This is a genomic window from Streptomyces sp. NPDC012508, from assembly GCF_042902595.1.
GTDB lineage: Bacteria > Actinomycetota > Actinomycetes > Streptomycetales > Streptomycetaceae > Streptomyces.
On record NZ_JBIBEO010000001.1, the window covers coordinates 346,623 to 370,232 of the forward strand.

The window sequence follows — 23,610 nt, forward strand, 5'->3', positions numbered from 1 at the left end:
TACGTCGGTCGCGCCGGCGGCCGACGTTAGGCCCGAGTGCATGAGATGTACATGGAACTGCCGTTGGTTTCATGGCCACTTCACGGCCGCGAAACGTTACGGCTGCGGCGGTTCAGGGCTTGAGGCTGCTGACGACGTTGGCGGTGGCGGCGACGCCGTTCTGGATGGTCGGCGCCATGCTCGTGCCTGCGAGGAAGAAGCCGAGCAGGGCGCAGACCAGCGCGTGGGAGAACTTGAGGCCGCCGTTGCGGAGGAAGATCACCGCCAGGACGAGCAGCAGCAGTACGACAGAAACGGACACGGCCATCGCCCACACCCTCCTTGCGCCGCGCCGGAATCGCGGCGTTCGGCCGCCAGTGTGGCGCAGCGGGAGCTCCGTCCGGCCGTACGGCATGCCTGCCGAACGGGTGAGATTCCCCGTCAGCGGTTCAGGAAGTCCCGGAGCCCGGCGAGGTCGTCGGTGTTGATGTGGTCGACGCCGGCGGCGCGCAGCTCGCTCCAGAGGGCGTCGCGGGCGGATCCGGGCTGGTCGGGCGTGGCCCAGAAGCGGACCCGCTGGCCGCGCGCATGGGCGGTCCCGACGATCGAGGCGAGCCGGGCCCGCTCGGCGGCGGGGAAGGGCCCCTCGCCGCGCCAGCCGAAGGACTGGGTCCAGTTGGAGCTGATGAGCGGGATGAAGGACGCGGGCGCGGGGTTCTGCGCGGCGAGGTCGTCGAGCCGGCCGTCGTAGAAGGCGTGCCGGACGGGCTGGGCCTCCATGGCGCCGCGCGCGGCGCGGTCGCCGGAGATGACGGGGGTCACCGCGCCGAGCCGGACGTGGCCGGCGGTGACGGTGGACAGCATCCGCCGGTACGGGCGGAGTTGGCGGTGCAGTTCCTGGTACGCGGCGACACCGTCGGCCTTGATGTCGATGAGCAGCTGTACGGGACGGTGGTAACCGGCGTACACGGAACCGTGGTTGGCGCGTACCCGGGCGAGGAGCGGGTCGAGGTAGAGGGAGCGGAGCGTACGGCTCGGGTCGAGCTCGGCGGGCTCGTGGGCGACGAGCAGTTCCCCGTCGATGAGGAAGATGTCGGCCTCGACGCTGGTGAACCCGTGGGCGAGGGCGTCGTGGAGGGGCCGCTTGTGCAGGTAGTCGTTGTGCGCGTGCGCGAGCGGCAACGGCCGGACGCGGTGGGCGGCGACGGCGGTGCCGGGCAGGGCGGCGGAGGTCGCGGCGGCGGCCAGGGCGACGACGGCGGTACGGCGGGACAGGGGCGCCATGGGGTGACTCCGGGGGTGTCGGGACGAGGGACCCGCACGAGTATGTGCGGGCAGCACGCCCAACGGACCGCGCCCGACCAAGAGTTGGCCCACACGACGCCGCGCGGTCGCCGGAGGTTCGCCCCTCGCCCCGCACGCCGTACCGTTCGCCGGGGGGCGGGTGACCGGGCCCGCTACAGCGCCTTCGACTCGGCCCCGGCCACGGCTCCCGGACCGCTGCCGCCCCCGTCCGCGCCTCCGCCCGCGCAGTCGGACCACTCGACCGTGCGGTCGCACCAGCGGTTCAGGAGGACGCGGTCATGGCCGACCGCGAGCAGACCCGCGCCCGATTCCGTGCGGTACGCCTCCACGGCGGCGACCAGGGCCGCCGTCGTCGAGGCGTCGAGCATGGCCGTCATCTCGTCGCAGACGAGCCAGCGTGGGCGCAGCACCAACGCCCTTGCCAGACAGGCGCGTTGCAGCTGGCCGTCGCTGACCTCGTGCGGGCGCCGCGCCAGCAGGTCGTCGGTGAGCCCGACGGCGGGGGCGAGTTGGGCGAGCCGTTCGGGGACCTCGGCGCGGCGGCCGCCGGCCCGGAGCGGTTCGGCGATCAGGTCGCGCAGCCGCAGGCGTGGGTCGGCGGACATCCGGGGCTGCTGGAACACCACGCCGACGGCGGTCCGCAGACCGCGCGGCGCGCCGTGCCGCCAGCCCCGTACCCGCTGCCCGTCGATGGTGACGCGCCCGGCGTCCGGCCGGTGGAGCAGCGCGGCAACACGCGCGAGCGTGGACTTGCCGCAGCCACTGGGCCCGAGGAGGCCGACCGACTCTCCGGGCGCGATGGTGAGCGAGGTGTCGACGAAGACGGGAGTGCGACGGTCGTAGCCGGCGGTGAGGGCGTCGAGTTCAAGCACGGGGCACTCCTGGTGCGACGGGAGCAAGGGAACGACCGCCGGCCTCCGGGCGGGTACGGACGTGGACGACGCTCAGGGCCGCCGGTTCCCGGGTGTCGGCCCGCCGCGGGGACGCGCCGAGGGGCACCCCACGGCCACAGCCGCGGCGACCACCGGCACGCGGTGACGGGCACGCGGCCGTCGGGCGACGGGTGGCGGCGCGGCGCGAGGTGTCGGCGCGGCGCGGGAACGCGCCGAGGGGCGCCGTGGCGGCTTCGGGCGCGGGCCGGTCGTCACGCATCGGGGGCCTCCCCCACCGGGTAGTGGCACGCCACCCCTGCCACCGGCTCCGGCAGCGTGGCGCAGGTCTGCGTCGCACGTGGGCACCTCGGGGCGAACGCGCAGCCGGGTGGCAGGGCGGTCAGTTCGGGGGGCATACCGGGGATCGGGGTGAACGCGCGGTCGGGCAGGGCGTTCAGGAGCCCCCGGGCGTACGGGTGACGGGGGCCCGGCTGCCCGAAGAAGCGGTGGGCGGCGGCCGTCTCGACGATCCGCCCGGCGTACATCACGGCCACCCGGTCGGCGACACGTTCCGCCGCGGCCAGGTCGTGCGTGATGAGCAGCAGCGCGCGCCCGTCGTCGGCATGGCGGCGCAGTTCGTCGACCGTCCGCTCGACGAGGTCCCGGTCGAGGCCGGTGGTCGGCTCGTCGGCGAGGAGGAGCGGCGCGTCGCCGATGAGGGCGAGCGCGGTGGCGGCGCGCTGCGCGAGCCCGCCGGAGAGTTCGTGGGGGTACCGGTCGAGGTGCCCGGCCGGGAACGCGGCCCGTTCCGCCGCCGCCTCGGCCGCCGCCCGGCGCTCCCGCCGCGGGGTGCCGGTCAGCTCGCGGACGGTCTCCTCCAGCTGGGCGCGCACGGTCCGCACGGGGGTGAGGTGGGCGGCGGGGCTCTGCGGCACGAGGCCGACGCGCCGTCCCCGTACCGTGCGGGCCAGGGTCCGCTCGTCGGCGGCGAGCAGATCGACGCCTTCGAGCAGCGCCGTTCCGGACGTCTCGGCGTTCCCCGGCAGCAGCCCGAGGAGCGCGGAGGCGAGGACCGACTTGCCGCAGCCGCTCTCGCCGACGAGGGCGAGGCACTCCCCCGGCGCCAGGTCGAAGTCGGCGTCGGTGACGGCGGCGACGTGCCGGCCGCCGCGCATCCGGAAGCGGACGGAGAGCCCGCGCACGCTGAGCACGGCCTCGCCGGCGCTCCCCCTGCCTGCGGCGGGGGGACCCCCGGCGGTGACCGCCTTCTGGGCGCGTACGACACGCGAGTCCGGGGCGGTCACAACATCAGCTCCGATCGGCGGCGCGGATTGAGCCGGTCCCGCCAGGCTCCGGCGAGACCGGCGATGGCCAGGGTCGGCACGATGAGGAGCAGGCCGGGGAAGAGCGTCGGCCACCAGTCGCCGGCGAGCAGCGAGGAGCGCGCGGACTGGACGAGGTTGCCGAGGCTGGCCTGGTGGCTGGGCAGGCCGAGGCCGAGGAAGGAGAGCGCGGACTCGTGCCACATGGCGTGCGGAACCATCAGGACGGCGGCGAGTCCTGCCTGCGGCAGGACGGCGGGCAGCAGATGGCGTACGGTCACCCGCCACCGCGAGGCGCCGCCGGAGATGGCCGCGTCGACGAAGGGGCGCGAGCGCAGCGAGAGGACCTCCGAGCGGACGATCCGGGCGGTCGACAGCCAGTGGGTGAGCGCGACGGAGACGATGACCGGCCAAACCCCCGGCCGGAACATGGCGACGATGAAGATGCCGAGCAGCAGGTGCGGTACGGAGGAGAAGGCGTCGACGATCCGCATCACGACCCGGTCGGTCCAGCCGCCGAGGGAGGCGGCCGCGGCGCCGACGGCCGTGCCGATGACGGTGGCGACGAGCGCGGCGACCAGGCCGACGAGGAGCGAGATCCGCAGGCCGTAGACGCAGCGCAGCAGCAGGTCCCGGCCGACGTCGTCGGTGCCGAAGGGGTGCTCCCAGGACGGCGGCAGGAGTTTCAGTGACAGGTCGACGGCCTGTTCGTCGAGCTGGACGAGCGGCGGGACGATGAGCACGGCGAGGAGCACCGCGCCGACGATCCCGGCGGAGGACCACAGGCGCAGGCGCCGGGTACGGAGCTCAGCCATCGAAGCCCACCCTCGGGTCGGCCAGCCCGTACAGCAGGTCGGAGAGGAGGTTGCCGAGGAGGACGGCGGCGGTGGCGAGCACGGTGAGCGCCGCGAGCAGCGGGAAGTCGACGGAGGTGGCGGCCTGGACGGTCGCGGCGGCGATGCCGGGCCAGCTGAACACGGTCTCCACGAGCAGGGCCCCGGTGATGAGTTCGGGGACGCGGGAGCCGACGAGGGTGAGCATGGGAAGCATGCCGGAACGCAGGGCGTGGCCGAGCAGGACGGTCCGGTCCCGCAGTCCCCGCGCGCGTGCGCCGCGTACGGGGTCCTCCTCCAGCGCGTCGCCGACGCCCTGACGGACGTACAGGAAGAACCAGGGCAGCTGCGAGACGCCGAGGACCAGGGCGGGCAGCACGAGGTGGGTGGCGACCTGGTCGAAGGTGACGGTGTCGCTGGCGGTGTCGGTGAGTCCGCCGGCCGGCAGGACGCCGAGCTTCAGGGCGAAGAACCAGATGGCGAGCAGGCCGAGCCAGAAGGCCGGGGCGGCTTCCAGGGTGTACGCGGCGGAGCTGACGGCCCGGTCGAGCAGACCGCCGCGGCGGCGCCCGGCGAGGACGCCGAGAGCCGTGCCGAGAAGGATGGCGACGAGGAAGGCGGTGGTGGCGAGCAGGGCCGACCAGCCGATGCGCTCGGCGATGACGTCGGCGACGGGCTGGCGCATGACGCTGGAGTCGCCCAGGTCGCCGTGGAGCGCGGAGGTGAGCCACTCCCACCAGCGGGCGGTGAGGGGCCGGTCCACGCCGAGGTTGGCGCGCAGCTGGTCGAGGTTCTCCTGCGAGGCGGTGAGTCCGGCGGTGCCGGTGTACGCCTTGACGGGGTCGAAGGGGGAGGCCGCGGCGACGGCGAAGACCGCGAAGGTGACGGCGAGGAGGACGGGGACGGCGAACAGGGCCCGCCGTCCCGTCATCCGGGCCATGGCCCCCCAGGGGAGGCGCCGGCTCACTGCTCGGCCTTCTCCGCGCCCTTGGGCTTCCATGCCTCGACGTTCCACCAGGGGCCGGAGGCGAGGCCGTGGTCGTGCGGCTCGGTCTGGGTGGTCAGGCCGTCCCAGCTGTCGTTCACGACGTACAGGTGGTCGATGTGGGTGAGGAAGGTGTAGCCGGGGTTCTTCACCAGTTCGCGCTGGACGATGGAGTAGGCGGCGCGCCGCTCGACGGTGTCGTTCGTGCGGCGGCCGTCCTCCAGGGCCTTGTCGACGGTCTTGTTGTCGTACCAGGCCATGTTGTTGAAGCCGTCGCCGCCGAGGCGGGACGTCAGCAGGAGGTACTGGTCGAAGTCGGGGTCGCCCGGCGAGCCGCCGCCGGCGAGGACCGCGTCGGTCTTCATCCGGGGTTCGATGACCTCCCAGGTGCCGCCCTGGGTCTTGATAGCGATGCCGGCCTTCTTGGCGTCGGAGGCGTAGGCGAGGGCGTGGTCCTGGCGGAGCTTGTCGCCGGAGAGGTACCAGAGCGGGAACTCGGCCCGTACGCCGCCCTTCACCCGGACGCCGTCGGCGCCGGGCTTCCAGCCGGCCTCGTCGAGGATCTTCTTGGCGGCGTCGAGGTCGTGGCGGCGCTCGGTGCCCTTGGCGAACCACTCGCTGTCGGTGGGGACGGGCCCGTAGGCGGGCTTTCCGGCGCCTTCGAGGATCTTGTCGACCATGGCCTGCCGGTCGACGGCGACGTCGAGGGCGCGGCGGACGGCGACGTCCCCGGTGACCTTGTTGTGGGTGGGGAGCGTGACGGTCCGGTAGTCGTACGTCTTGGCGGCGTACGTCTTCTTCGCCTTGTCGCCCTTGAATCCGGCGGCGAGGTTGGGCGGCAGGATGGCGCCGTCGAGGTCTCCGGCGCGGAGCCGGGTGGCGCGGACGTCGTCGTCCTTGATGATCGCCATGGTGAACTTCTTCACCTGCGGAGCGCCGCCCCAGTAGGTGGGGTTGGCCTTGAAGCTGAGCTTCTCGCCCTTGGACCAGTCGGTGAGGACGTACGGGCCGGTGCCGATCGGCCGGGTGGTGAAGGCGCCGGTGTTGACGTCCTGCTTCCCGGCGATGTGCTCGGGGGCGATGGCGAGGACGGTGCGCTCGGCGAAGGGCGCATAGGGGTACTTCAGGGTGAAGACGACGGTGTCCTCGCCGACGGCCCTGACGTCCTTCAGGGCGTCCAGCTCGGTCTTGGAGGGGTTGTTGGTCTTCGGGTCGAGCACGCTCCTGTACGTGAAGACGACGTCCTTGGCCGAGAAGGGCTTGCCGTCGCTGAACGTCACGCCCTTGCGGAGCTTGTACGTGTACGTCAGCCCGTCCGGGCTCACCTGAGGCAGCTCGGCGGCGAGGGCCGGGCGGAGCTCGAGGCCGGCGTCGAAGGCGAGAAGCCCGTCGAAGATCTTGGAGTTGCCGTCCTTGCCGTAGCCCAGGAGGGGGCTCAGGGTCTCCGGCTCGTAGGCGATGCCGACGACCGCGGAGTCCTTCGGGCCGCCGGAGCCCGCGGCGGTCCCGCCCGGGTTCGAACATGCCGCCGCGGTGAGGGCCAGAGACCCGGCCAGCGTCACGGCGGCCATGCCGCGTATGGATCGGGCGGTCATCGTGCCCACACCCCTCTTGAAGATCAACCGTTGTTGCGAACGACTCGCAATTAAACCGTATGAAGAACGACGTCACCGCTACGACCTGCGCGAACACGCCAGGTAGCCGCCCCGCCGCCGTGGCCGTCGGGCGGGGAGCCTGCCCGTCACCGTCGATTTCCGGCCGCCGGGAACATGCCGAAGGCGCCCAGCACCCTTGTCCGGACGCTGCCGGATGTGTTCCTGTGGTTCGGGATCATGGACGACGAAGGAGCTAGCGGTGACATCTGCGGCCGGTAGGGGCGGGCAGCTGCTGGCCGTCAGCGATCTCCACATCGGCTACGAGGAGAACCGCGCCCTCGTCGAGAGGATGCACCCCGAATCCGACGACGACTGGCTGCTCGTCGCCGGCGACGTCGCCGAGAACGTGGCCGACATCCGCTGGGCCCTGAAGACCCTGGCGGGCCGGTTCCGCAAGGTCGTCTGGGCCCCGGGCAACCACGAGCTGTGGACCCATCCGGCGGACAGCGTCACCCTGCGAGGCGTGGACCGCTACGCGTTCCTGGTGGAACTGTGCCGGGAGTTGGGCGTGACCACCCCCGAGGACGCCTACCCCGTCTGGGACGGCGCCGGTGGCCCGGTCGTCGTGGCACCGCTGTTCACGCTCTACGACTACAGCTTCCTGCCGGCCGGATGCACCACCAAGGCCGAGGGGCTGGCGTACGCCGAGAGCACGGGCATCGTCTGCAACGACGAGTACCTGCTGCATCCCGACCCCTACCCGAGCCGCGAGGCGTGGTGCCGGGCCCGGGTCGCCGAGACCGAGCGCAGGCTCGCCGAACTGCCCGGCGACCTGCCCACCGTCCTCGTCAACCACTACCCCCTCCACCGTCACCCCATGGACGTCCTGTGGCACCCCGAGTTCGCGATGTGGTGCGGCACCCGGCTGACCGCGGACTGGCACCACCGGTTCCGCGTGGCCGCCATGGTCTACGGCCATCTCCACATCCCTCGGACCACGTACCACGAGGGCGTCCGCTTCGAAGAGGTGTCCGTGGGGTACCCCCGCGAGTGGCGCAAGCGCGCGAAGCCCCCGGGCGAGCTCCGCCGCATCCTGACGACGGAGGCCGCGTCCGGTGATCGATGAGCTGCTGCCCGACTCGGTGGTCGGAGTGGAGTCGTACGGTGACGACGGCGCCGACCGGTCCCCCCTGTTCCCCGGGGAAGAGGCGATCGTCGCGCGGGCGGTGGAGAAACGCCGCCGTGAGTTCACCGCGGTCCGCTCCTGTGCCCGCCGTGCCATGGTCAAGCTCGGCCTGCCGCCGCAGGCCGTACTGGTCGGCGAGCGGGGAGCCCCGCTCTGGCCGGAGGGAGTGGTGGGCAGCATGACCCATTGCGACGGCTATCGCGCCGCCGTCCTCGCGCCGGCCGCCGCCCTGGCATCGGTCGGGATCGACGCCGAACCCCATGCTCCGCTCCCCGCCGACGTTCCGGAAGCCGTCTCGCTGCCCGCCGAGCGCGAACGCCTCGCGCGGCTGGCCGCCCGGCAGCGCGCGGTCCACTGGGAGCGACTGCTGTTCAGTGCGAAGGAGTCCGTCTACAAGGCGTGGTTCCCGCTGACCGGGAAGCCGCTCGGTTTCGAGGACGCGGACATCACGGTCCACGAGGCCGCCGAGGACGGCACACGGGGCCATTTCCGGGCCGAACTCCTCGTTCCGGGACCTGTGGTGACGGGCCGTCGGATCGGACACTTCACGGGCCGGTGGATCGTCCGTAACGGGCTGGTGGCGACCGCGGTGACGGTCCCGCACGCCTGACGCCCGGTCAGGAGGGTGCCGATACCGGCGCTCGCGCCGGACGGTGAGCTGCCGGCGGTGAGCTGCCGGCGCTGACGGCCACTCCATCCACGACACGGCCGGCAGGGTCGGGTTCGCCGTGCGCGCGGCCGGTCAGCCGGTGGCGAGGCTCGGCTCCTCGGCGGCCACGCGCTTGCGGCTACGGGCGCTCGCCAGGGTGAGGAGGAACGCCGACAGAGTGACCCCGGCTGCCGGAATCCCCAGCCAGACGGGCGAGATCCAGTTCTGGAGGAGTCCGCCGAGGGCCCCGCCCAGCGCGACGCCGAGGTAGATCGCCGAGGAGTTAAGCCCGAGCAGTACGGGTGTGGCGGCGGGTGCGTGGGCGACGAGACGGTGCTGCTGAAGGACGGTGGGGACACCCACCAGGACACCCCACACCGCCGCCCAGACGAAGGTGGTGGCCAGGCTCTCGACGGCGGGGCGGGCAAGGAGCAGGACGACGACGAAGGCGATCAGAGCGCCGAGCAGCAGTCGCTCGGCCGGGTAGCGGTCCGAGAGCCGTCCGGCCAGGAGGTTGCCCGCCAGGACACCGATGCCGTAGACGAACAGCACCCAGGTGAGCGTGGCCCCGGAGCCGTCGACGGTGTCCTCGAGCGCGGCTCCGATGTACGTGTACAGCAGGTACGCACCGGTCAGGGCCAGCATGGTGACGGCCAGTGTGCCGAGGACCCAGCGCTCCTTGAGGGGCTCGAGGCGGGCGCGGAACGTCGTGGCCGGGAGCATGATCTTCGGCAGGGCGAGCGCCACGCCGAGAGCCGCCACGACGCCCAGTCCGGCCACCGCCCACAGGGTCACGTGCCAGTCGCTGCTGCCGATGAGGGTGCCGAGCGGCAGACCGATGGCGCTGGAGAGGGTGAGACCGCCAAGGACGAAGGCCAGGGCCCGGCCGCGCTGTTTTGGCGGGGCGACCACGGCCGCGGCGCTGGAAGCCGTGGAGGTGATGATGCCGGCGCCGGCGGCGGTGATGATGCGGGCCGTCAGGACGACGGCGTAGGTGGTGCCGAGCGCCGTGACGACGTTGCCGATCGCGAAGACGACCAGCGCGGTCATCAGGGCCTTGCGGCGGTCCACGGAACTGGTGGCCCAGCCCAGGACGGGGGCGGCGACGGCCAGGGTCAGCGCGAAGGCGGTGACCAGCTGACCCGCCGCGGGAATGCTGACGCTCAGGTCGTCGGCGATGGCGGGAAGCAGGCCCGCGATGACGAAGCCGTCGGTGCCGACGGCGAACGTCGCGAGCGCCAGGGGGGTTAACCGCTTGTACACGATGCACTCTTTCCGCTTCTGAGGGGTGCGGGGATGGCTTCAGGAACGGCAAAGTAGCAAACACGTTGATGGTTGTCCACGTATCCAATCGTGGGTTACGGTTGATGCATGACGGCACGGATGGACCGGCGATGCGCGACGTGATGCAGCCGGCGACGGAGGAGATCAGGCTCGTCGAGGTCTTTCACGCGCTGGCGGACCCCGTACGCCTCCAGATCGTCGCCCAACTGGCCGACAAGGGCCGTGACAGCTGCTCGGCGGTGGGCGAGAGCATCGACGTCCACCGGACGACCATGTCCCACCACTACCGGGTGCTGCGTGAGTCGGGGGTGACCTGGACCGAGATCGAGGGCCGGACCCGCTACGTCAGCCTGCGGCGCGAGGATCTCGACACGCGCTTCCCCGGTCTGCTCGACGCCGTGCTTGCCCAGCTGACCTGACGGTCCGGGCAGCCGTCACCTCCACCCGCCGCGGACGGTGACGTCACCTCGATGACACGCCGCGACGGCGCGAGCCGACCGGCATCGCACGAAGGGCCCCTGACCAGCACTCTCGCCGGCCAGAGGCCCTCTCGGGGCGATCGCCCCTCACTCAACGGTCCTTCAGTGTGCGGGCTTCGGGCCCCTTGCTCCAGGGTCAGACAGGGGCCGGGAGGCCGGCCAGGGCGGCGATCGTGTCCTGGTGCCGCCCCGTCGAACCCAGAGCGATCTGGTCCGACTTGGCGCGCTTCAGCGCCAGGTGCGCCGGGTGCTCCCAGGTCATGCCGATGCCGCCGTGGAGCTGCACGCACTCCTCGGCCGCGTGGACGGCGACCTTCGCGCAGTACGCCTGGGCGACGGCGACGGTCAGCGGCGCGTCGGCGCTTCCGGTGGCCAGCGCGTCGGCGGCGGCACGGGCCGCCGCCCGGGCGTTCACGACCTCCAGCCAGAGCTGCGCCATGCGGTGCTTGAGCGCCTGGAAGGAGCCGACGGGCCGGTTGAACTGGTAGCGGGTGCGCGTGTGGCGGACGGTCTCCTCCAGACACCACTCGGCGAGCCCGAGCTGCTCGGAGGCGAGCAGCCCGGCCCCCGCGAGCAGACCGCGTCGGATCGCGGCCGTGGAGGTCTCGGCGTCGGCGAGCCGGACACCGCTCGCGCCGGCCGTGGTCACCGTCGCGAGGGGCCGGGTCAGGTCGAGCGGCGTCTGCGGCTCCACACCGGCGGCGTCCGCCGCGACCGCGTGCAGGCCGCCGGCCCGCGGGACGAGGAACACGTCGGCGAGGGCGGCGTCGGCGACACCGTTCACCGTCTCCGTGGCGGGCGGCGGCGCGTCGGGGGCCGTGGACAGGGGAAGCGCGAGCACGGCGACCCTGCGCCCGGAGGCGAGCCCCGCGAGGAGGTCGGCGACCGGGGCGCTCTCGGTGTCCAGGCCGAGCAGGGTCTCGGTCGCGACCACGGCGCTGGTGAGGTACGGCGCCGGCGTCACCGCGCGCCCCAGCTCCTCCAGGACCACCGCCGCCTCGCGGTGGCTCGCACCCTGGCCGCCCAGCTTCTCGGGGACGAGCAGCCCGGCCGCCCCGATCTCGCCCGCGAGGGACTTCCAGAGGCCGGGGACGTACGGGTCACCGGTCTCGATCCGGCCGAGCAGCACGCTCGGGTCGGCCCGGTCGGTGAGCAGGGAGCGGACGGCCGCCCGCAGATCGTCCTCGGTCTCGGAGTAGAGCAGGTCAGTCATCGCGCGAGGTCCTTCCAGGCGACGTCCTTGTCGTTGCGGGGCTCGGCGGGCAGACCGAGGACACGTTCGGCGACGATGTTGAGCAGGACCTCGGTCGTACCGCCCTCGATCGAGTTGCCCTTGGAGCGCAGGTAGCGGTAGCCGGCGTCGCGGCCGGTGAAGTCGACCAGCTCGGGACGGCGCATGGTCCAGTCGCCGTACAGCAGCCCCTCCTCGCCCAGCAGTTCGACCTCCAGGCCGCTGATGGCCTGGTTCAGGCGGGCGAAGCCGAGCTTCATCGCGCTGCCCTCGGGCCCCGGCTGTCCGGCGACGAGCTGCTGGCGCAGCCGTTCCCCGGTGAGCCGGGCCACCTCGGCGTCCACCCACAGGTCGAGCAGCCGCCGGTGGAGGTCGTGGGTGCGCAGCTCCGGGCGTTCGCGCCAGGTCGTGGCGACCGGCCCGATCATGCCGCCCTCGCGGGGGATGCGGGCGCCGCCGATCGAGACCCGCTCGTTCATCAGCGTGGTCTGGGCGACCCGCCAGCCGTCGCCGGTCTCGCCGAGCCGGTGGGCGTCGGGGATGCGGACGCCGGTGAGGAAGACCTCGTTGAACTCGGCCTCGCCGGTGATCTGGCGCAGCGGCCGCACCTCGACACCCGGGTCGCTCATGTCGCAGATGAAGTACGTGATGCCGCGGTGCTTGGGCAGATCGGGGTCGGTGCGGGCGATGAGGATGGCCCAGCGGGCGACATGGGCGCTGGAGGTCCACACCTTCTGGCCGTTGACGATCCAGTCGCCGGTGGCGTCGTCGCGGACGGCGCGGGTGCCGAGCGCGGCGAGGTCGGACCCGGCGCCGGGCTCGCTGAAGAGCTGGCACCACACCTCCTCGCCCACCCACAGCGGCTTGAGGAAGCGCTGCTTGACCTCTTCGGAGCCGTACGCGAGGAGGGTCGGTGCCGCCATGCCGAGGCCGATGCCGATCCGGCGAGGATCGTTGTCGGGGGCCTCCGCGGCGGCGAGTTCGGCGTCGACGACGGCCTGCAGGGAGCGCGGGGCGTCGAGTCCGCCGAGGCCGACGGGGTAGTGGACCCAGGCGAGACCGGCGTCGAAGCGGGCCCGCAGGAAGTCGGTGCGGTCGGTGGTCGCGGGCGGGTGCTCGGCGATCAACCGCTGCGTACGGGAGCGCAGTTCGGCGGCGTCCGGGGTGGGGGCGGTCATGCGGCGGCTCCTTCCGGGACGACGACGAGACGGCCGGTGGTGGCGCCCTCGCTCACGCGCTGCACGGCGTCAGCCGCGCCGGTGAGCGGGACGCGCTCGCTGACCAGGGGCTTGATCAGGCCCTTGGCCGCGTACTCGGTGAGCGTCTCGTGGCAGCGCAGGATCGCCGCGGGGTCCTTCAGGTTGTAGAGGCCCCAGTGGAGTCCGAGGATCGAGTAGTTCTTCACGAGGGCGTGGTTGAGGGCGGCGGAGGGGATGACCCCGCTGGCGAAGCCGACCACCACGATCCGGCCCTCGAAGGCGACGACCTTCGTGGACTGGGTGTAGGCCTCGCCGCCGACGGGGTCGTAGATCACATCGGCCCCGCGGCCGCCGGTGGCCTCCTTGACGGCGGCGATGACGTCCTCGGAACGCCGGTCGACGACGATGTCGCAGCCGAGCGTCCGGGCGGCCTCGGCCTTGTCCGCCCCGCCGACGACACCGATGACGGTGGCACCGGCCGCCTTGCCGAGCTGGACGGCCGCGCTGCCGACTCCGCCCGCCGCGGCGTGGACGAGCAGGGTCTCGCCCTCCTTGAGGGCGGCGCGGCGGTGCAGCCCGAACCAGCCCGTCTGGTAGCCGATGTGGAGAGCGGCCGCCTCCGCGTCGTCGAGGGCCTCGGGGGCGGGCAGCAGGGCCGCCGCGTCCGCCACCGCGTAGTCGGCGAAACCGCCGTACGGGAGGGCGGGGGTCGCGATGACCCGCCTGCCGTCCTCGGTCTCGCCGCAGATCTCCACCCCGGGCGTGAAGGGGAGCGGGGGCCGCACCTGGTACTGACCCCGGCAGAGCAGGGCGTCCGGGAAGTTGACGTTGGCGGCGCGCACCCTCAGGAGGAGCTGCCCCTCGCCGGGTGTGGGCGCCTCCACCTCGTCGAGCTGCATCACCTCGCCCGGCTCGCCGTTCTCGTGCACACGCCATGCCTGCATCGCGGTCCTCCACCAGCCGTCGTCCGTACTGCGCGGTCGATCGCATACTAAGCGGTCGCTTGTGCCTGGTGGAACCATGTGCCGGGGACTTCTTGCACCCGGCCGCCCCGCGCGCCGTCGGCTCAGGACCGCTTCGGGCGGGCCCGTACATGCATCCGCTCACCCTGCGGACCGAACAGGCTGAGGAACTCCACCGGCCCGTCGGGGGTGGGCCCGAACCAGTGCGGTACGCGCGTGTCGAACTCGGCGGCCTCCCCCGCCCCCAGCACGACGTCGTGCTCGCCGAGGACGAGGCGCAGCTTCCCGGACAGCACATAGAGCCACTCGTACCCCTCGTGCACCCGCGGGTCGGGGTTCTCGTACGGCTTCTCCTGCACCACCTTGTACGCCTGGAGGCCACCCGGCTGGCGGGTGAGCGGGAACATCGTCCGGCCGTGCCGCACGATCGGCTTGGCCTTGACCCGGGGATCGCCGACCGGCGGCGCGCCCACCAGCTCGTCCAGCGGCACCTGATGGGCGCGGGCGATGGGGAGCAGGAGCTCCAGGCTCGGCCGGCGCTGCCCCGACTCCAGGCGGGAGAGGGTGCTCACGGAGATCCCCGTGGAGGCGGAGAGGTCCCCGAGCGTGGCGCCGCGATCGCGCCGGATCCGGCGCAGTCGTGGACCGACCTCGTTGAGCACGGCGTCGATGCGGTCGTCCCCGGTATCTGCTTCAGCCATGTCTCCATTGCAGAAACAGCAAACGTGTTTGTCAACCCCGAGCGTCGGGGGAACGCTGCTGATATGAGCGAACACACGAGCACGCACGAGTTCGATTCCTACGACGTGGTGGTGGTCGGGGGCGGCGCGGCCGGTCTGAGCGCGGCCCTGATCCTCGGCCGGTCGCGGCGCCGGACGCTGGTGGTCGACGCCGGTGAACCGCGCAACGCCCCGGCCGCCCATATGCACGGGTACCTCTCCCGGGACGGGATGAGCCCGGCGGAGTTCCTGGAGGCGGGGCGGCGCGAGATCGCCGCATACGGGGTGGAGTGGACGACCGGGCAGGTGACAGGAGCGGTCCGGGAGCTCGGCGACGCCGAGGGCTTCGTGGTGACGGTGGACGACGACCGTCTGGTCCGCGCGCGCAGGCTCGTCGTCACCACCGGACTCGTCGACGAGCTCCCCGCGATCGACGGCGTCGCCGAGCGGTGGGGGCGGGACGTGCTGCACTGCCCGTACTGCCATGGCTGGGAGGTCCGCGACCAGGCGTTCGGGGTGATCGCGCACCCGGTCATGGCCGCCCACCAGGCCGTGATCCTGGCCCACTGGTCCCCGGACGTGACCCTCTTCCTGCACACGGCCGCACCGCTCTCCGACGAGGAGAGCGCCCGGGTCGCGGCGGCCGGCGTCCAGGTGGTGACGGGCGAGGTGGCGGGTCTGGTCGTCGAGGACGACCGGTTCACCGGCGTGCGGATGGCGGACGGCCGGGTCGTGGAGCGTGACGTTCTCTTCGTCGGTCCCCGCATGACACCGCGGGACGGGCTGCTCACCGCGCTCGGTGCCGAGACCCACGAGACACCGCTCGGCGATTTCGTGGCGGTGGACGAGACCGGCCGGACGAGCGTGCCGGGCGTGTGGGCGGCGGGCAACGCGATCGGCGCCCAGGAGCAGGTGATCAACGCGGCGAGCGGAGGCTACCGGGCAGGCGTGGCGATCAACATGGAGCTGATCATGGGCGATCTGGACCGCAAGGTCGCGGCCGCGGGCTGACGGGGCTTCCGGCCGGGAGGCCGAGGCGGCTTTCGGCCGGGAGGCCGAGGCGGCTCTCCGTCGGGGGCCGACAGGGCTTCAGTTATCACCCTCAGCGCGCTATCGATGCGGCATGACGAACGCAGAGACGGATCCGCCGGGACTGCCCGCCCCTCCCCCGCTCGGTGCGAGCGCGCTGCCACCGGGGACGTACGAGGGGAAGACGGTCCTGGTGACCGGGGGCGGGTCGGGGCTGGGGAAGGCGGTCGCGGCCGAGTTCGCCCGGCTGGGCGCGGAGCTGATGCTCGTCGGCCGGACGGCCGCCCGCTTGGAGGCCGCGCGGCGCGAGCTGTCGGAGATCGGCGGGACGCGGGTGGCGACCGCGGTCTGCGACATCCGCGAGCCCGCCGCCGTGACCGGGGCCTTCGACACGTGCGAGACGGCCCTCGGCTCCCGGCCGGACGTCCTGGTGAACAATGCGGCGGCCAACTTTCCCGTTCCGGCGGAGGAGCTGTCGCCCAACGGCTGGCGCGCGGTCGTCGACATCACGCTGACCGGGACCTGGTTCATGACCCGGGAGTTCGCCCGACGCCACCTCGCCGCGCGCACGCCCGGGTCCGTCGTCAACGTGGGCGCCTCCTACGCCTGGACCGGCGGCCCCGGCTTCGCGCACTCGGCGGCGGCGAAGGCCGGGGTGAAGAACCTGGTCGAGACGCTGGCGGTGGAGTGGGGGCCGTACGGGATCCAGGTCAACGGCCTGGTGCCGGGTCTGATGCCGCACGAGGACATGACGGACGGCATCCGCGGCGCGCTCGGGCGGGCGCCCGACCAGGACGCCCGGCAGCCTGCCCTGCGCGTGGGGTACCCGCGGGAGCTGGGCTGGGCGGCGACCTTCCTGGCCTCTCCGTACGCCCGGTTCGTCTCCGGGCACACGCTGGTGGTGGACGGCGCGAACTGGCAGCGCCGGGCCCTCGTCAACGATCCCGTGGTGCCGGTGCGCGAGCAGCTGGGCCGGGGGCGGTTCGGGGAGTGACGCGCGCTGGTCCACGCGGATGAACCCGGGCGGCTGCGGCTGCGCGGGCGGGGGAGAGCGGCGAGGATCGGCGAGGGTGACCGGACGACCTCCAGACTCGGAAAGGCAGGGCACACCACATGCTCGGTACGGACTTCACCAAGGGCTCGCCCAGCTGGGTCGACCTCGGCAGCCCCGACACGGCGGTCGCCGCCGCGTTCTACACCGCCGTCTTCGGCTGGGAGTTCGCCTCGGCCGGACCGGACGCCGGAGGCTACGGCTTCTTCCAGCAGGACGGGAAGACCGTCGCCGCCCTCGGTCCGCTGACGGAGACGGGGGCGAGCAGCGCGTGGACGCTGTACTTCCAGACGCCCGACGCCGACGCCACGGTCAAGACCACGGAGTCCGCGGGCGGGACCGTGCGCGCCGAGCCCATGGACGTCATGACCGCCGGGCGGATGGCCCAGCTGACCGACCCGGCGGGCGCCGACTTCGCGGTCTGGCAGCCGGGCGAGACGAAGGGCCTGGACAAGGCCTCCGAGAACAACACGCTGTGCTGGGCCGAGCTGCACGTGCCCGACCCGACGGCCGCCCTGGACTTCTACGGAAAGCTGTTCGGCTGGCGCTCGCAGGAGATGGAGGCGCCGGGCATGACCTACCGCGTGCTCTCCACCGCCGAGGGCGACCTGGAGGACGCCACCTTCGGCGGGGTCGCCGAACTCCAGGAGGGCGGGAACCAGTCGCGCTGGATCCCGTACTTCGCTGTGACCGACGCGGACGACGTCGTCGCCCGCGCACAGGGCAACGGCGGGTCGGTCCTCATGCCGGCGGCCGACATCCCCGACGTCGGCCGCATCGCCTGGCTCGCGGACCCGTTCGGAGCCCCCTTCGCGGTCCTGAAGCCCGCCCCGCCGAATTAGGCGCGTTTCGGAACTGTCGGCTGTCACCCGATCGGCGACCACTCTGCGATCTTCTCAGCGCGTAATTCTCCATTGCGCGCGTTCTCGGGCGTGCTCTGAGTAGGGTCCGGACAGAGTTACCGGTTCACGACCGCACCCTCACATGCGGCGCCGATGATTGGGCACGAATTGACCGTCGAGACCGGCGCGAAACCCAGACAGGCAGTTCTGCAGAATTCACGGCGGAACATTCCCGTTCGACGTGCCTTTCTGTCGTATCGGCGCGCCAGGCCGGCGATCCTCTGCTACCTGGCGTGCAAGGTCCTGGGTGTCACCTGGATCGCGATGCGATCGAAGGAGAGCGACCAGTCTCTTCTGACATCGCTGGGCTATGTGTGGGATGCGAGGTGGTACCTGGGCATCGCGCAGCATGGCTACGGGCACGCGGATCTGGTTCCCGGCTACGGCGGCGGACCGGCCGGCAGATGGCAGGACCTCGCGTTCTTTCCGTTGTATCCGGGTGTCGTGCGAGCGGTCAGCGAAATGCTGCCGATGACGATCGTCGGTACCGCACTGCTGATCACCTGCGTGTCCTCCTGTGTCGCGGCATGGGGGATCCATGCTTTCGGCACAGCCCTGCACAGCAATCGCGTCGGACTGCTGCTCGTCCTCCTGTGGGGTCTGCTGCCGCAGGCCTTCATCCAGTCCATGGCCTACCCGGAGGCGATGTTCACCGCGCTGTGCGCCTGGTCGCTGTACGCCCTGGTGACGCAACGTCTGATCACGGCGTCCTTCCTGGCCGTGGCGGCGGGCCTGACCCGTCCGCTGGGCGTCGCGGTGGTGGCCGCGGTCGTCGTCACGGCGGTACTCGCTTCGCCGCGCGGGCGTCGAACGCTCACCGCGATCCTCATCGCGCCGCTGGGCCTGCTCGGCTATTTCGTATGGGCCGGCCTGGCCACCGGGCGACCGTTGGGCTACTTCGATGTGCAGCGCGACTGGAAGACGCACATCGACTTCGGCCAGTCCGTCATCGCCGCCACGAACAGGGTGGCCGCCGGTCACGTGAGCGCGGTGGAGCAAGGCTCCGTGCTCATCGTGATCGCAGGACTCGTCCTCCTGTGGGCTCTCCTGAGCTCGCGTCCGCCGGCGGCCGTCGTCGTCTTCACCTTGGTCCTGGTAGCCGTGGCTGTCGGCGTGAGCGGCTTCATTCAGATCAAGCCCCGTTTTCTGCTGCCCGGATTCACTCTGCTGCTGCCCGCGGCCGCCGCTCTGGCCAGGGCCAGACCGGTCACCTTGGTTGCGACGCTCGCCTCACTGGCGTTCATCTCCTTCACGTACGGGGCCTTCTTCGTCACCTCCGGATACACGCCGTAGTGCGACGACGTCTGCCGTTGCCGCACCGGTGCCGGTCGGTCAGGTGCCGTTGAAACGCGGGCGCCGGCGGGCCCCCTTGGCGGCGTAGCCTTCGCGGGCGTCCTCCGACGTCAGGGTGAGCGCCGCCGAGAGGGCCGTGCGGTCCAGGGCTGCGGACAGGCCCTGGTCCGCGTAGGCGTCGATGTTCCGTTTGATCGCGCGGACGGCGAGCGGCGCCGCGGACGCGATGGCGTCCACCGTTTCGCGGGCCGTGCGGTCGAGGTCGTCGCGGGGCGTGACGACCTGGACGAGGCCGAGCCGTTCGGCGGTGGCGGCGTCGATCCGACGGCCGGTGAGGGCCAGGTACTTGGCCCAGCCCGCGCCCGCCTCACGCGCGATCCGCAGATCGCCGCCCGCGTCGACGGCGACCCCGAGGCCTGCCTCGGGGAGGGCGAACACAGCGTCGTCGGCGGCGATCCGGACGTCCGCCATCAGCGCGAGCTCGAAGCCGAAGCCGAGGCAGTAGCCCTGGACGGCCGCCACGACCGGCTGGGGCAGCCGGGCGAAGACCGCGAAGCGTTCGTGGACCCAGCGGATGCCTTCGTCGTACCGCCGGATCCTCTCCGCGGCCGTGCGGCCGGTGATTCCGCCACCGGGCGCCGTGACATCGATGCCCGCGCAGAACGCGCGCCCCTCGGCCCGCAGCAGCACCACCCGTACGCGCTCGTCGAAGCGGATCCGGTCGGCCATGAGGCCGAGCTGGCGGCTGGCCTCCCAGCTCCAGCCGTTGAGCTTCTCCGGCCGGCAGAGCGTGAGGAAGCCGACGCCGTCCTCGACCGTGAGTGCGATGCGCTCCTCGCCCTCCGCGATCTCCGTGCCGAGCGTGTCGATCACCGCGCACCACCCCCGATTCCTGACACTCAGTCAGGTAGAGGGTCAGGTTAGGGGGTCAGCACTGCCAGAGGAAGGCCGCCCGCCGGCATGCGTCGCAGACGAAGGCATAGGCGTACCCCCCGCCGAAGTTGGCAACCCGGTCCAGCTGGGCCACGAAACCCATCTTCTTGCCGCAGTCGGCGCAGCCCGGTGTCTCGTCCCACTGGAGCCAGTACGGCTCCCCGCCGAGCTGTCCCAGGACGTCCTTGCCGTCCACGGGCCCGAAGGTGTCCTCCTCGCCGTACGTCTCGGCCTCGACGGGCCGCGCGGTCAGGACGGAGACCTCGTCGAGCCGCGTCTCGCCCTCGGCCGGGGCGGTGGCCGGAAGGAGCCCCTCGGCGGGGAAGACGTACGCCCGGTTGCCGCCCGCGGCGGGATCCCACTCCTGGCACAGCCCCGGCTCGTTCTGGCACATGAAGACGGAGACGACGTCCGCGCCCCGGTCCAGATGGGCGATGAACTGCATCGCCCCCTCGCACTCCGCGCAGAGCGGCCAGACGAAACCCTCCGGCACGAGGGGCAGGCCGCCGGCGCGGGAGACGGGCGCGGCCGGGTCGGTCGCGCCGTCGTGGAGAAGCAGTGTGGTCATGCGGGCGAGATTAGGCCACGCCGCTGACAGCGACCCCCGGCAGCGGCTTCCGCGGCCCTCTAGCGGGCGAACAGCTCGAAGGCGACGGTCGGCCGGCCGCCGTACCGGGCGGCGAAGCGCTCGTTGTTCTGCGCCAGGAAGGTACGGACGTACTCCTCGGGGTCCTGGTCCGTCAGACCCTCGATGTACGCGCGGTGGGCGAGAAGCGACCGGACCGAGCGCTCGACGCCGGGCGTGGCGTCGACGGCGTGGGTCGGCGTGTTCGTTCCGGCGACCGCCACCCAGCGCACACCGTTCCACGGCTCCAGGCCCTGCTCGGTCAGTTCGGGGAAGATCCAGCGGTTGCCCGCGTCGCCCGCCGCGTCGAGCGTGGCGCGGCCGACGGCCACGTGGTCCGGGGTGTTCCAGAACCCTCCGACGCCCGACCCCCAGGTGTCACGGTGGTTGAGCGTGACGACGAGCTCGGGCCGGTGGCGGCGGACGGCCGCCGCGATGTCGCGGCGCAGACCGAGTCCGTACTCGATCACCCCGTCCCGGTGGTCGAGGAACTCGACGGCCGACACCCCGACCACCTCCGCGCTCGCCCGCTGCTCCTGCTCGCGCAGCGGGCCGCAGGTGGCCGGGGCGATGGAGTCGATGCCGGCCTCGCCGCGGGTCGCGAGGACGTAGACGACCTCCTTGCCGGCGTCCGTCCACCCCGCGATGGCGGCGGCGCAGCCGTATTCGAGATCGTCCGGGTGGGCGACCACGGCCAGCGCGCGCTGCCAGTCGTCGGGCATGTCGTCGAGGGGTGTGCTGCTCGTGTCGATCATGGGCGCAGGATACGGGGGTTCACCCCCGGATCGCTCCGGAAAGGATGACCGAGCGGGAGGCATGACGGGGGCGGTCCGGGTTCAGGCCGCGGCGCGCCGCGAGGGTGACGGAGAGGCGCTGGGCGCGCACCAGGGCGGCCACCGGGTCGATGGCGTCGGCGGCGAACAGCGCGCCGGTGGCCTCCACTTCGTCCCGCAGACCGGCCGGCTCGGGACCGAGGCAGCACACGAGACTCGTGCGGTCGCTGATGACGATCGGCCCGTGGCGGTACTCCATCGCCGCGTACGACTCCGCCCAGGCGCGCGCCACGCCACGGAGCTTGTGCGCGGCCTCGTCGGCGAGTCCGACCGTCCAGCCGGTGCCGAGGAAGGTGAACTGGGCGCGCCGTTCCCAGACCGTGGGCAGCGGTTCGTAGAGGGCGAGTTCGGCGTCGGCGATCGAGGGGGCGAGGTCCACGCCCAGCCCCGCGCGCAGCAGTTGGAGGGCGGTGGTGGCGAACCGGGTCTGGACGACGGAGCGTTCGTCGGCGTAGTCGAGGACGACGGCCCGGTCCGCGTGGTGCGCGGCCCTGCTGTCGGGGACGCCGGTCAGGACGAGCGTCGGGATACGGCCGGCCGCGCGGGCGAGCAGGGTCACCACCTCGGTGGTCGCACCGGAGCGGGTGAGGGCGACGATCCGGTCGTAGCCGCGGCCGAGCGGGGTCTCGTCGGAGGCGGGAAAGGCATCGGTCTCGCCCGCGCCGAGGGATTCGCGCAGGGCGGCGTAGGCACGGGCCATGAAATACGAGGTACCGCAGCCGACGACCGCGATCCGCTCACCCCGCCGGGGCAGCAGATAGGCGTGGTCGGCCGCGGTGTCCGCCGCGCGGCGCCAGCAGTCGGGCTGCCCGGCGATCTCGGCACTGACGTGGGTGGTCATGTCCGGTCCTCTCCTCGGTGCACTCCGGACGAGTTCTATCCGTCGCGCCCCGCGCGCACCATGAGTAATCAGGACGCACTGCTTGGACTTTTCCGCCCGGCCGTGACGGGGCTCGCGCCGCGTCGGGCCGGACGGCCCCAGGCGGCCCAGGGCGGTCCCGGAAGACCCGACGGTCAGATCTCGCCCCGGGCGAGGGAGAGCAGCCGGTCAAGGACCCTCGGCCCACCGGCCCGTACGCCGTCGTGCTCGAACTCGTCCGTCACCCAGGTCCGCAGCCCCCGGACGGCACGGGCGGTCTCCAGCGAGTGGGCGGTGTCGACGTACATGTCGTCGTGGTAGACGGCCGCGGCGACGGGTACCTCGTTGGCGGCGAGCCGCGCGGGGTCGTAGAGCGGTGCCCAGTCTGTCCGTTCGGCGAGGAGGTGGGCGGTCTCGCGGAGCGGGCGCAGCGCGGGGTCGGTCTCGAAGTGCCAGGGGTGGACGGTCTCTCCGGTGAAGAGGAGGGGTGCGTCACCGGCCAGGGCCTTCTCCGCGTCGAACTCCGGGAACTCGGCGCGGACGCGTTCCGCGGCCCAGGCCGTCGGCCCCTGGCCCTGAGCGTAGATGGCCTCGTGGAGCACGGCGTAGAGCGGGTGTCCGGCGTACGAGAGGCGGCCCTGGACGTTCTCCAGGAAGGCGTCGGAGAGCGCGGGGCCGGCGGGCGTGGGGACGAAGGCCTCCTCCAGGAGGAGGTGCAGCTCGTGGGTTCCCTCGCCGCTGCCGAGGAGGATGCCGAGGGACTGGAAGGCCTGGGCGGTGAGGAGTCCGCCGTTCGGCAGGGTCGTCGGGTTCTCCAGGAGGTGGGCGGCGATCCGGCGGGCGCGGTCGACGTCCTGGGGGTAGCGGGCGTAGTGGGCCTCGACCTTGCGCCGGACGCGGGGGTAGGCGGCCCGGTAGACCTCGTCGGCGGTGGCGTGCAGGGAGGGCAGACCGCCGGTGATGAGGGCCGTGCGGACGCCCTCGGGGGCGGCGGAGAGGTAGTGGGTGGCGCAGAAGCCGCCGAAGCTCTGGCCGAGGACGGTCCAGGGGGCGCCACGGGTGAGGCGCTTCCGGATGAGTTCGCAGTCCTTGACGATCGAGTCGGCCCGGAAGTGCGCGAGGTGGTCGGCCTGCTGCCGCGGAGTGCCGTGCAGGGGCAGGGTCTGGCGGTTGACGGGGGTGGAGTGGCCGGTGCCGCGCTGGTCGAGGAGGAGGACGCGATAGTCCTGGACGGCCCGGCCGAGCCAGGCCTGCCGGCCGATGAAGCGGCGGGCCCCGAAGCCGGGCCCGCCCTCCAGGTACACCAGCCAGGGCAGGTCCTCGGCCGACCGGTCGTGCGCGACGACCTCACGGCCGTAGACCTCGATCTGCTCGCCTCCGGGGTCCGCGTGGTCGAGCGGAACGGTGAAGCGGCGGTCGGTGAGGACGAGGCCGGGCTGGCGGTAGCTGGTCAATGCGGCTCCTGTTCGATACGCCCCCGCCCGC

At 72.5% G+C, this 23,610-nt stretch carries 24 protein-coding genes; 7 read left to right on the forward strand and 17 right to left on the reverse strand.

The genetic code is table 11. The annotated features are described in order from the left end of the window. Positions 1–112 precede the first annotated feature (112 nt). From ACFY8U_RS01330 to ACFY8U_RS01360, 7 genes are all read right to left on the reverse strand, one after another. Positions 113–307, reverse strand: a complete 195-nt coding sequence (locus ACFY8U_RS01330) for a hypothetical protein (protein WP_352190023.1) — start codon at positions 305–307, stop codon at positions 113–115. 113 nt (positions 308–420) lie between these two features. Further along, a complete protein-coding gene (locus ACFY8U_RS01335) occupies positions 421–1,263 on the reverse strand; it encodes a phosphatidylinositol-specific phospholipase C/glycerophosphodiester phosphodiesterase family protein (protein WP_389564087.1) in 843 nt (280 codons plus the stop codon). Positions 1,264–1,436: 173 nt separating this feature from the next. Continuing rightward, entirely contained in the window at positions 1,437–2,156 is a 720-nt protein-coding gene (locus ACFY8U_RS01340) for an ABC transporter ATP-binding protein (RefSeq protein ID WP_389564089.1), read from the reverse strand. Positions 2,157–2,428: 272 nt separating this feature from the next. After that, positions 2,429–3,331, reverse strand: coding sequence for an ABC transporter ATP-binding protein (locus ACFY8U_RS01345; RefSeq protein ID WP_389566087.1), 903 nt, complete (start codon positions 3,329–3,331; stop codon positions 2,429–2,431). A 125-nt stretch (positions 3,332–3,456) separates the two neighbouring features. Beyond that, positions 3,457–4,293, reverse strand: coding sequence for an ABC transporter permease (locus tag ACFY8U_RS01350; protein ID WP_361605468.1), 837 nt, complete (start codon positions 4,291–4,293; stop codon positions 3,457–3,459). After that, on the reverse strand, positions 4,286–5,251 hold the full coding sequence (locus tag ACFY8U_RS01355; RefSeq protein ID WP_389566090.1) for an ABC transporter permease: 966 nt from the start codon (positions 5,249–5,251) through the stop codon (positions 4,286–4,288). Before ACFY8U_RS01355 ends, ACFY8U_RS01350 begins: the two co-directional genes overlap by 8 nt. Positions 5,252–5,274: 23 nt before the next feature. Continuing rightward, the gene (locus ACFY8U_RS01360; protein ID WP_389564092.1) at positions 5,275–6,891 is read right to left on the reverse strand and encodes an ABC transporter substrate-binding protein; all 1,617 of its coding nucleotides are present in this window, start codon (positions 6,889–6,891) and stop codon (positions 5,275–5,277) included. A 259-nt stretch (positions 6,892–7,150) separates the two neighbouring features. Between ACFY8U_RS01360 and ACFY8U_RS01365 the strand changes: the two genes are divergently transcribed. Together ACFY8U_RS01365 and ACFY8U_RS01370 are read left to right on the forward strand one after the other, a co-directional pair. Next, a complete protein-coding gene (locus ACFY8U_RS01365; RefSeq protein ID WP_389564096.1) occupies positions 7,151–8,017 on the forward strand; it encodes a metallophosphoesterase family protein in 867 nt (288 codons plus the stop codon). Continuing rightward, the gene (locus ACFY8U_RS01370) at positions 8,007–8,687 is read left to right on the forward strand and encodes a 4'-phosphopantetheinyl transferase (RefSeq protein WP_389564099.1); all 681 of its coding nucleotides are present in this window, start codon (positions 8,007–8,009) and stop codon (positions 8,685–8,687) included. The genes ACFY8U_RS01365 and ACFY8U_RS01370 overlap by 11 nt, the downstream gene beginning before the upstream one ends. 132 nt (positions 8,688–8,819) lie before the next feature. Here the strand turns inward: ACFY8U_RS01370 and ACFY8U_RS01375 are convergent, their stop codons facing one another. Continuing rightward, the gene (locus tag ACFY8U_RS01375) at positions 8,820–9,989 is read right to left on the reverse strand and encodes an MFS transporter (RefSeq protein WP_389564102.1); all 1,170 of its coding nucleotides are present in this window, start codon (positions 9,987–9,989) and stop codon (positions 8,820–8,822) included. A 131-nt stretch (positions 9,990–10,120) separates the two neighbouring features. On the opposite strand from ACFY8U_RS01375, the gene ACFY8U_RS01380 reads away from it, so the two are divergent. Then, positions 10,121–10,429, forward strand: coding sequence for an ArsR/SmtB family transcription factor (locus ACFY8U_RS01380; protein ID WP_389564105.1), 309 nt, complete (start codon positions 10,121–10,123; stop codon positions 10,427–10,429). Positions 10,430–10,625: 196 nt separating this feature from the next. Here the strand turns inward: ACFY8U_RS01380 and ACFY8U_RS01385 are convergent, their stop codons facing one another. The 4 genes from ACFY8U_RS01385 to ACFY8U_RS01400 form a co-directional block, all read right to left on the reverse strand. Next, positions 10,626–11,702 carry an acyl-CoA dehydrogenase family protein gene (locus tag ACFY8U_RS01385; RefSeq protein WP_389564107.1) on the reverse strand — a complete coding sequence of 359 codons (1,077 nt, stop codon included), beginning with the start codon at positions 11,700–11,702 and terminating at the stop codon, positions 10,626–10,628. Further along, positions 11,699–12,898: an acyl-CoA dehydrogenase family protein gene (locus tag ACFY8U_RS01390; RefSeq protein WP_389564110.1), complete on the reverse strand. Its 1,200-nt coding sequence runs from the start codon at positions 12,896–12,898 to the stop codon at positions 11,699–11,701. The genes ACFY8U_RS01385 and ACFY8U_RS01390 overlap by 4 nt, the downstream gene beginning before the upstream one ends. Continuing rightward, positions 12,895–13,863 carry an NADPH:quinone oxidoreductase family protein gene (locus ACFY8U_RS01395; RefSeq protein WP_361647447.1) on the reverse strand — a complete coding sequence of 323 codons (969 nt, stop codon included), beginning with the start codon at positions 13,861–13,863 and terminating at the stop codon, positions 12,895–12,897. The genes ACFY8U_RS01390 and ACFY8U_RS01395 overlap by 4 nt, the downstream gene beginning before the upstream one ends. 122 nt (positions 13,864–13,985) lie before the next feature. Continuing rightward, positions 13,986–14,582, reverse strand: a complete 597-nt coding sequence (locus ACFY8U_RS01400) for an XRE family transcriptional regulator (RefSeq protein ID WP_361431683.1) — start codon at positions 14,580–14,582, stop codon at positions 13,986–13,988. A gap of 63 nt (positions 14,583–14,645) precedes the next feature. On the opposite strand from ACFY8U_RS01400, the gene ACFY8U_RS01405 reads away from it, so the two are divergent. From ACFY8U_RS01405 to ACFY8U_RS01420, 4 genes are all read left to right on the forward strand, one after another. Then, positions 14,646–15,611: an NAD(P)/FAD-dependent oxidoreductase gene (locus tag ACFY8U_RS01405; RefSeq protein ID WP_389564114.1), complete on the forward strand. Its 966-nt coding sequence runs from the start codon at positions 14,646–14,648 to the stop codon at positions 15,609–15,611. A gap of 112 nt (positions 15,612–15,723) precedes the next feature. Next, a complete protein-coding gene (locus ACFY8U_RS01410) occupies positions 15,724–16,623 on the forward strand; it encodes an SDR family oxidoreductase (protein WP_389564117.1) in 900 nt (299 codons plus the stop codon). Positions 16,624–16,742: 119 nt separating this feature from the next. After that, positions 16,743–17,522, forward strand: a complete 780-nt coding sequence (locus tag ACFY8U_RS01415) for a VOC family protein (RefSeq protein ID WP_389564119.1) — start codon at positions 16,743–16,745, stop codon at positions 17,520–17,522. Between the two features lie 168 nt (positions 17,523–17,690). Beyond that, positions 17,691–18,875, forward strand: a complete 1,185-nt coding sequence (locus ACFY8U_RS01420) for a hypothetical protein (RefSeq protein ID WP_389564122.1) — start codon at positions 17,691–17,693, stop codon at positions 18,873–18,875. A 39-nt stretch (positions 18,876–18,914) separates the two neighbouring features. On the opposite strand, the gene ACFY8U_RS01425 is transcribed toward ACFY8U_RS01420, so the two are convergent. The 5 genes from ACFY8U_RS01425 to ACFY8U_RS01445 all read right to left on the reverse strand — a co-directional run bounded on the left by ACFY8U_RS01425 (position 18,915) and on the right by ACFY8U_RS01445 (position 23,579). Continuing rightward, a complete protein-coding gene (locus ACFY8U_RS01425; RefSeq protein ID WP_389564124.1) occupies positions 18,915–19,748 on the reverse strand; it encodes an enoyl-CoA hydratase/isomerase family protein in 834 nt (277 codons plus the stop codon). A gap of 55 nt (positions 19,749–19,803) precedes the next feature. Then, positions 19,804–20,376 (reverse strand): hypothetical protein, encoded by a 573-nt coding sequence (locus ACFY8U_RS01430; protein ID WP_389564127.1) that lies wholly within the window; start codon positions 20,374–20,376, stop codon positions 19,804–19,806. 59 nt (positions 20,377–20,435) lie between these two features. Next, complete coding sequence (locus ACFY8U_RS01435; protein WP_389564130.1) at positions 20,436–21,188, reverse strand: PIG-L deacetylase family protein; 753 nt, start codon at positions 21,186–21,188, stop codon at positions 20,436–20,438. A gap of 19 nt (positions 21,189–21,207) precedes the next feature. After that, positions 21,208–22,107: an SIS domain-containing protein gene (locus ACFY8U_RS01440; protein WP_389564133.1), complete on the reverse strand. Its 900-nt coding sequence runs from the start codon at positions 22,105–22,107 to the stop codon at positions 21,208–21,210. A gap of 173 nt (positions 22,108–22,280) precedes the next feature. Continuing rightward, positions 22,281–23,579 carry an alpha/beta fold hydrolase gene (locus ACFY8U_RS01445; RefSeq protein WP_389564136.1) on the reverse strand — a complete coding sequence of 433 codons (1,299 nt, stop codon included), beginning with the start codon at positions 23,577–23,579 and terminating at the stop codon, positions 22,281–22,283. Positions 23,580–23,610 lie beyond the last annotated feature (31 nt).

Bases quoted from the DNA above. Each gene is read 5' to 3' on its own strand.
- ACFY8U_RS01330 (WP_352190023.1), bottom strand. From the start codon at position 307: ATGGCCGTGTCCGTTTCTGTCGTACTGCTGCTGCTCGTCCTGGCGGTG.
- ACFY8U_RS01335 (WP_389564087.1), bottom strand. From the start codon at position 1,263: ATGGCGCCCCTGTCCCGCCGTACCGCCGTCGTCGCCCTGGCCGCCGCC.
- ACFY8U_RS01345 (WP_389566087.1), bottom strand. From the start codon at position 3,331: ATGCGCGGCGGCCGGCACGTCGCCGCCGTCACCGACGCCGACTTCGAC.
- ACFY8U_RS01350 (WP_361605468.1), bottom strand. From the start codon at position 4,293: ATGGCTGAGCTCCGTACCCGGCGCCTGCGCCTGTGGTCCTCCGCCGGG.
- ACFY8U_RS01355 (WP_389566090.1), bottom strand. From the start codon at position 5,251: ATGGCCCGGATGACGGGACGGCGGGCCCTGTTCGCCGTCCCCGTCCTC.
- ACFY8U_RS01360 (WP_389564092.1), bottom strand. From the start codon at position 6,891: ATGACCGCCCGATCCATACGCGGCATGGCCGCCGTGACGCTGGCCGGG.
- ACFY8U_RS01380 (WP_389564105.1), top strand. From the start codon at position 10,121: ATGCGCGACGTGATGCAGCCGGCGACGGAGGAGATCAGGCTCGTCGAG.
- ACFY8U_RS01385 (WP_389564107.1), bottom strand. From the start codon at position 11,702: ATGACTGACCTGCTCTACTCCGAGACCGAGGACGATCTGCGGGCGGCC.
- ACFY8U_RS01390 (WP_389564110.1), bottom strand. From the start codon at position 12,898: ATGACCGCCCCCACCCCGGACGCCGCCGAACTGCGCTCCCGTACGCAG.
- ACFY8U_RS01395 (WP_361647447.1), bottom strand. From the start codon at position 13,863: ATGCAGGCATGGCGTGTGCACGAGAACGGCGAGCCGGGCGAGGTGATG.
- ACFY8U_RS01400 (WP_361431683.1), bottom strand. From the start codon at position 14,582: ATGGCTGAAGCAGATACCGGGGACGACCGCATCGACGCCGTGCTCAAC.
- ACFY8U_RS01405 (WP_389564114.1), top strand. From the start codon at position 14,646: ATGAGCGAACACACGAGCACGCACGAGTTCGATTCCTACGACGTGGTG.
- ACFY8U_RS01410 (WP_389564117.1), top strand. From the start codon at position 15,724: ATGACGAACGCAGAGACGGATCCGCCGGGACTGCCCGCCCCTCCCCCG.
- ACFY8U_RS01415 (WP_389564119.1), top strand. From the start codon at position 16,743: ATGCTCGGTACGGACTTCACCAAGGGCTCGCCCAGCTGGGTCGACCTC.
- ACFY8U_RS01430 (WP_389564127.1), bottom strand. From the start codon at position 20,376: ATGACCACACTGCTTCTCCACGACGGCGCGACCGACCCGGCCGCGCCC.
- ACFY8U_RS01435 (WP_389564130.1), bottom strand. From the start codon at position 21,188: ATGATCGACACGAGCAGCACACCCCTCGACGACATGCCCGACGACTGG.
- ACFY8U_RS01440 (WP_389564133.1), bottom strand. From the start codon at position 22,107: ATGACCACCCACGTCAGTGCCGAGATCGCCGGGCAGCCCGACTGCTGG.